This window comes from Aeromonas sp. INTO2, assembly GCF_049860605.1.
Lineage (GTDB): Bacteria > Pseudomonadota > Gammaproteobacteria > Enterobacterales > Aeromonadaceae > Aeromonas > Aeromonas caviae.
The window spans coordinates 3,758,733-3,765,000 of record NZ_CP187588.1 but is presented as its reverse complement, the minus strand read 5'-3'; the positions used below and the strand labels follow the sequence as shown (position 1 = coordinate 3,765,000).

Annotated in this window: 3 protein-coding genes and 2 rRNA genes (1 of these 5 running past the window's edge); 4 read left to right on the top strand and 1 reads right to left on the bottom strand. The window is 56.7% G+C overall.

All coding sequences use genetic code 11. The features are described from left to right. The 4 genes from ACPW74_RS17855 to ACPW74_RS17840 all read left to right on the top strand — a co-directional run. Nucleotides 1-1,351, top strand: a 23S ribosomal RNA gene (locus ACPW74_RS17855) (it extends 1,538 nt beyond the left edge of the window). Nucleotides 1,352-1,475: 124 nt separating this feature from the next. After that, nucleotides 1,476-1,590, top strand: a 5S ribosomal RNA gene (gene rrf / locus ACPW74_RS17850). A gap of 376 nt (nucleotides 1,591-1,966) precedes the next feature. Further along, nucleotides 1,967-2,284: a PTS system regulator TmaR gene (gene tmaR, locus ACPW74_RS17845; RefSeq protein ID WP_010672687.1), complete on the top strand. Its 318-nt coding sequence runs from the start codon at nucleotides 1,967-1,969 to the stop codon at nucleotides 2,282-2,284. 213 nt (nucleotides 2,285-2,497) lie between these two features. Further along, nucleotides 2,498-5,581 (top strand): transglycosylase domain-containing protein, encoded by a 3,084-nt coding sequence (locus tag ACPW74_RS17840; protein WP_279982032.1) that lies wholly within the window; start codon nucleotides 2,498-2,500, stop codon nucleotides 5,579-5,581. A gap of 86 nt (nucleotides 5,582-5,667) precedes the next feature. Here ACPW74_RS17840 and yjgA read toward each other — a convergent pair whose 3' ends face one another. Further along, nucleotides 5,668-6,192 (bottom strand): ribosome biogenesis factor YjgA, encoded by a 525-nt coding sequence (yjgA, locus tag ACPW74_RS17835; RefSeq protein WP_010672689.1) that lies wholly within the window; start codon nucleotides 6,190-6,192, stop codon nucleotides 5,668-5,670. Nucleotides 6,193-6,268 lie beyond the last annotated feature (76 nt).

Below are 6,268 nucleotides of genomic sequence, written 5' to 3'. Positions count from 1 at the left end.
ATGCCCTGCTTCCAGGAAAAGCCTCTAAGCTTCAGATTACAAGTCATCGTACCCCAAACCGACACAGGTGGTCGGGTAGAGAATACCAAGGCGCTTGAGAGAACTCGGGTGAAGGAACTAGGCAAAATAGAACCGTAACTTCGGGAGAAGGTTCGCTCTTGATGGTGAAGTCCCTTGCGGATGGAGCTGTCGGGAGTCGCAGTGACCAGATGGCTGGGACTGTTTATCAAAAACACAGCACTCTGCAAACACGAAAGTGGACGTATAGGGTGTGACACCTGCCCGGTGCCGGAAGGTTAATTGATGGGGTTAGCGCAAGCGAAGCTCTTGATCGAAGCCCCGGTAAACGGCGGCCGTAACTATAACGGTCCTAAGGTAGCGAAATTCCTTGTCGGGTAAGTTCCGACCTGCACGAATGGTGTAACCATGGCCATGCTGTCTCCACCCGAGACTCAGTGAAATCGAATTCGCCGTGAAGATGCGGTGTACCCGCGGCTAGACGGAAAGACCCCGTGAACCTTTACTACAGCTTGGCACTGAACATTGAACCTACATGTGTAGGATAGGTGGGAGGCTTTGAAGGCGTGACGCCAGTTGCGCTGGAGCCGTCCTTGAAATACCACCCTTGTATGTTTGATGTTCTAACGCAGGCCCATGAATCTGGGCCGCGGACAGTGCCTGGTGGGTAGTTTGACTGGGGCGGTCTCCTCCCAAAGAGTAACGGAGGAGCACGAAGGTTGGCTAATCCTGGTCGGACATCAGGAGGTTAGTGCAATGGCATAAGCCAGCTTAACTGCGAGACGGACAGGTCGAGCAGGTACGAAAGTAGGTCATAGTGATCCGGTGGTTCTGAATGGAAGGGCCATCGCTCAACGGATAAAAGGTACTCCGGGGATAACAGGCTGATACCGCCCAAGAGTTCATATCGACGGCGGTGTTTGGCACCTCGATGTCGGCTCATCACATCCTGGGGCTGAAGTCGGTCCCAAGGGTATGGCTGTTCGCCATTTAAAGTGGTACGCGAGCTGGGTTCAGAACGTCGTGAGACAGTTCGGTCCCTATCTGCCGTGGGCGTTGGATGATTGAAGGGAGTTGCTCCTAGTACGAGAGGACCGGAGTGAACGAACCTCTGGTGTTCGGGTTGTCACGCCAGTGGCACTGCCCGGTAGCTAAGTTCGGAATCGATAACCGCTGAAAGCATCTAAGCGGGAAGCGAGCCCTGAGATGAGTCATCCCTGACCCCTTGAGGGTCCTAAAGGGCCGTTGGAGACCACAACGTTGATAGGTGGGGTGTGTAAGCGTAGCGATACGTTGAGCTAACCCATACTAATTACCCGTGAGGCTTAACCATACAACACCCAAGAAGTGTTTCTGGCCTTGTAGCGAATGAGCGAACTACTCAAATTCAGTGGTAATGACAACGCACACTAGCGAAGTCGTTATTCACATCAGCTTTCCGAGATTGAAAATTTTTGCCTGGCGGCAATAGCGCAGTGGAACCACCTGACCCCATGCCGAACTCAGAAGTGAAACGCTGTAGCGCCGATGGTAGTGTGGCATTCGCCATGCGAGAGTAGGACACTGCCAGGCACCCAATACAAGAAACCCCGCTTACTCGAGCGGGGTTTTTTATTGCCTGAAATTCAGCCCTCACTGGAGGGCAAGCGGGCACTATGGTGATGTTCGTCGTTCACGTTCACTTGTTGCCCGTACCGGAAAAGTTGCGCCTGCCCTGGTCACATTGAACCCACATGTTGGCTCTCTTTGTTTTCATCATTTTTAGCGTAATAACCCAGTCGGAGCCGTTCTGTCTAAACCCGCCGTCCGCGCTGCGATTGGGGTTGTATCTGAATCATAACTCGGTAGAGTAAGGGGCATTCCGGGTTTGCCCGTGCCATGGTTTCGGTTTTTTTCTGGTATGGGACTCTCCGCCTGTTTTCATTCACCTTCACTCAGTGGTACCGATATGGAACAAGTAAACAAGTCAACCTTCAACGATGTGCTGGAATATGTGCGTATGTCCCGTCGTCAGAACAAGCTCAAGCGTGAAATCGCGGACAACGAGAAAAAGATCCGTGACAACCAGAAGCGGGTACTGTTGCTCGACAACCTGAGTGACTATATCAAGCCCGGCATGAGCATTGACGAGGTTCAGGCCATCATCGCCAACATGCGGACCGATTATGAAGAGCGCGTAGATGACCATATCATCAAAAATGCCGAGCTTTCCAAGGAGCGCAAGGAGCTGAGTACCAAGCTGAAGAGTATGAGCACCAGCAAATAACCCCGCCCCGCTCTCGTCAACACCGGCCTCTGGCCGGTGTTTCATTTTCATGCCGCAGCTCGGATCTCTTGCCGCGTTGCAACAATCGGCTCCCATTTTCACAATCGCCCTGTTAACATCGCTGCAAAGCGGTCAATAGATTTCAAGCCCTTGACTTGAAACGACTAAGCTTGATTGAAAGACAATAAATTGCGCAACCATGGTGGGGCTGATATGGGCGCATCAAAACAGACGGATTCAAATAAAGTGGCATCTCAGGATTCATCCGTACCTAATACGGACGGGCAACAACAGCGTAAACGCCGACCCTGGTGGCGCTGGTTGTTCTGTTTTATCTTCTTGCTTTGTCTGGCTGCCGTGATCGCCCTGGTGGGTTATGAAATGAAGACCTCCCGACTGCAGTCACAGGAGATCTCCCGCTATGCGGCCACCCTGACCTATCAGATCGAACCCGGCCCTAGCAAGCAGATTGCCTTCCCCGACGACGGCCCGTTCGACAAGCGACTCGGTTATGTGCTGATGCCCATGATCCAGGAACGTCTCGTTCAGCGTGGCTACCAGGTGGGCGAACAGGTCCGTTTTTCCGATGCGCTCTACAACTACGCCAGCCACGGTTTCTTCGTGCCTTATACCGAGAAGGTCCAGGCAGGATTGACACTCTATGACTGCCGTGCAGAACCTTTCTACCAGTACAAGTATCCGACTCATTACTATCCGGATTTCAATGCCATACCGCCCTTGGTCATCCAGTCTCTGCTGTTTATCGAGAACCGTGAACTCCTGAGCAACAAGGAACCGCTGGCCAACCCGGCCGTAGACTGGCCGCGCTTTGCCAAGGCGGCGCTGTCTCAGGTGGGCAAGGCGCTGGATATGCAGGATCAATCTGCTGGCGGTAGCACCCTGGCGACCCAGGTGGAGAAGTATCGTCATTCTCCCGATGGACTGACCGTTTCGCCGACCGAGAAGATCCGCCAGATGGTCTCGGCCAGCGTTCGTGCCTATCGGCTGGGGCCCGAGACCCTGGAGGCCCGCAAGCTGGTTGCCTGGGCCTACCTCAACTCGGTCCCGCTCTCTGCGGCGCCCGGTTATGGCGAGGTGCACGGTCTCGGTGATGGCCTCTGGGTCTGGTTTGGCGCCAATGTCGATGAGGTGAATCGACTGCTGGATCCCGCTCGCAACCAGGATTCTACCCTGGCCGAGCAGGGCCTTGCCTTGCGCCAGGTTGTCTCCCTGATGATCGCCCACCGCCGTCCTTCCTATTACCTGGCGCAGGGTAGAGAAGCACTGTCTACCCTGACAGACAGCTATCTGCGACTCTTCGTGCAGGAGGGAATGATCACGCCCCCCCTGATGGAGTCGGCTCTCAAGGCCAAGCTGGTCTTCCGCGATTTCCTGCAGGCACCTGCCATCACTCGAGTCAACAACAACAAGGGGCTGCAGGTGGCTCGCACTCGTCTCAGTCGTCAGCTCGGGGTGCAGCTTTATGATCTGGACCGCATGGATCTGACGGCCAACACCACCCTCAACATGCCGCTGCAGAACGAGGTGTCACGGTATCTGCAGCAACTGGCAGACCCTGCATTCGCAGCCCAGGTGGGCCTGTTTGGTGAGCGCCTGCTCTCGCCGGAGAAGACGGGTGATGTGAAGTACAGCTTTACCCTGTTCGAGAAGACGCCGGAAGGGGTCAAGGTGAGGGTGCAGACCGACAACACGGACCAGCCGTTCGACATCAATGAGGGCAGCAAGCTTGAACTGGGATCCACCGCCAAGTTGCGGGTGCTGACGACCTATCTCGAGATTGTCACCGAGTTGCATGACAGCTACGGCAACATGCCGGTGGAGAGCCTGCGAAAGATCGAAGTGTCCGATCAGGACAACATCAGCCGCTGGGCCATCGCCTATCTGATGAGTACCAAGGACAGAAGCCTGCCGGTGATGCTGGAGGCCGCGCTGGACCGCAAGTATTCAGCAAGCCCCTATGAAGGCTTCTTTACCGGTGGTGGCATGCACACCTTCAACAACTTCCGCAAGGAAGACAACGGCCGCATCCCGCCTATTCGTGATGCGCTGCGGGAATCCATCAACCTGCCCTTCGTGCGCTTGATGCGGGACATCGTCCGCTACAGCCTCTACAAGGAGGGCAATCGTGCCCAGTTGCTGAAAGATGACAGGGATCCGCGCCGTACCGAGTACCTGGCCAAGTTTGCCGACAAAGAGGGCCAGACCTATCTGCTGAGGTTCTGGCGTAAATATCGTGGCAAAAGTGCAGAAGAGCAGCTCGATACCTTCCTCGATGGTCTCAAACCCAGCGCGGTGCGTCTCGCCGCGGTGCATCGCTATCTGATGCCGGAAGCCTCCCAGGCCGACTTTGCCGCTTTCCTGGCCAAGCGCCTGCCGCGGGAGAAATTGACCGAGAAGCGCATAGAGCAGCTCTATACCAATTACGGCCCCGGCAAATATTCTCTGCCGGATCAAGGTTATATCGCACGGGTGCATCCACTCGAGCTGTGGTTGCTTGCCTATCTCAAGGAGTTTGACAAGGCCACCTTTACCGAGGCGGTAACCGCCAGCCGTGACGAGCGTCAGGAGGTCTACAGCTGGCTGTTCAAGACCCGTCATCGCAGTGCCCGGGATAGCCGGATCCGCACCATGCTGGAGGTTGAGGCCTTCCTCGACATCCATCAGCGCTGGGCTCGCCTGGGTTACCCCTTCGATCACCTGGTTCCGTCCCTGGCGACCGCACTGGGCAGCTCGGGCGATCGTCCTGCTGCATTGGCCGAGCTGATGGGGATCATCCAGAACGGCGGCATTCGTGCACCGACCCTGCGCATCGAGCACCTCTCCTTTGCCAAGGGGACCCCCTTCGCCACCGTCTTTGAGCCGGCGAACACCCAGGGGGAACGGGTGATGCCTGCCGAGGTGGCCAACGCCTTGCGCAATGCACTCTCCAAGGTGGTGGAAGGGGGGACGGCGCGGCGCATCGCCGGGGCCTTCGCCTTGCAGGATGGTACTGTCCTGGCCCTGGGGGGCAAGACGGGGACCGGGGACAACCGGATCGAGACGGTGGGTCGCTACGGCAATGTGACCAGTTCACTGGCTCGCAACCGGACTGCGACTTTCGTCTTCTACATCGGGGATGATCACTTCGGCACGCTGACGGCCTATGTACCCGGCAGCCAGTCCGACAAGTTCCGCTTCACGTCGGCGCTGCCTGTACAGGTGCTCAAGGGGATGGCCCCCCTGCTGGTCCCCTATCTGCAACCCGCTACTCACACCCAGTGCATGGCGGGCAGCTGAGCGGAAATCGCATGAAAAAACGGGGCCATTTCGGCCCCGTTTGATTGTGTACTGCATGCCGCCATGAGGTGGACGTGAGTCATCACTTACAACAGATCTTCAATTTCACCGCGCAGGTACTGGTACATCTCGCGATAGGCTACCGGCGGCTTGTTCAGCTCCCGTTCCTTGTTGGCGGTGCGGATCAGCTGACGTAGCTTCTGGCGATCCAGCTCGTGGAACTGGGACATCAGCTCGTTAAGGGCGCTGTCGCCTTCGGTGATCAGCCGCTCGCGCCACTGTTCGAGGCGGTGCAGGCGGGCGTTCACGGTGGAGTGACGCATCTTGATGATGGAGAGGGCCTCTTCGATGGGGGCCACATCGCGGCTACGCATCAGACGGCCGATGAACTGGAGATGGCGACGGAAGGACTCATCCTTCTTCGGCTTGAGCTTGCGACCCAGCTCGACCGCTTCGGCGAGCTCTTCATCCAGGGGGATCTTCTCCAGCTCGCTGTGACTCAGGGAGACGATCTCTTCCCCCATCTTCTGCAAGGCCTCGGCATCACGCTTGAGCTGGCTCTTGCTGGGGCCCCAGTCTTCCCACTCGTTGTCGTCTTGATATTGACTCATCGGTCTCTGTATTCCTGTCATTCACGTTTGGCGGATATGTTACCAGCTTCTCCCGCTGGGCGCAGGGGTCTGATAT

Excerpts from the sequence above, each read along its gene's own strand:
- tmaR (WP_010672687.1), top strand. The coding sequence starts at position 1,967 with ATGGAACAAGTAAACAAGTCAACCTTCAACGATGTGCTGGAATATGTG.
- ACPW74_RS17840 (WP_279982032.1), top strand. The coding sequence starts at position 2,498 with ATGGGCGCATCAAAACAGACGGATTCAAATAAAGTGGCATCTCAGGAT.
- yjgA (WP_010672689.1), bottom strand. The coding sequence starts at position 6,192 with ATGAGTCAATATCAAGACGACAACGAGTGGGAAGACTGGGGCCCCAGC.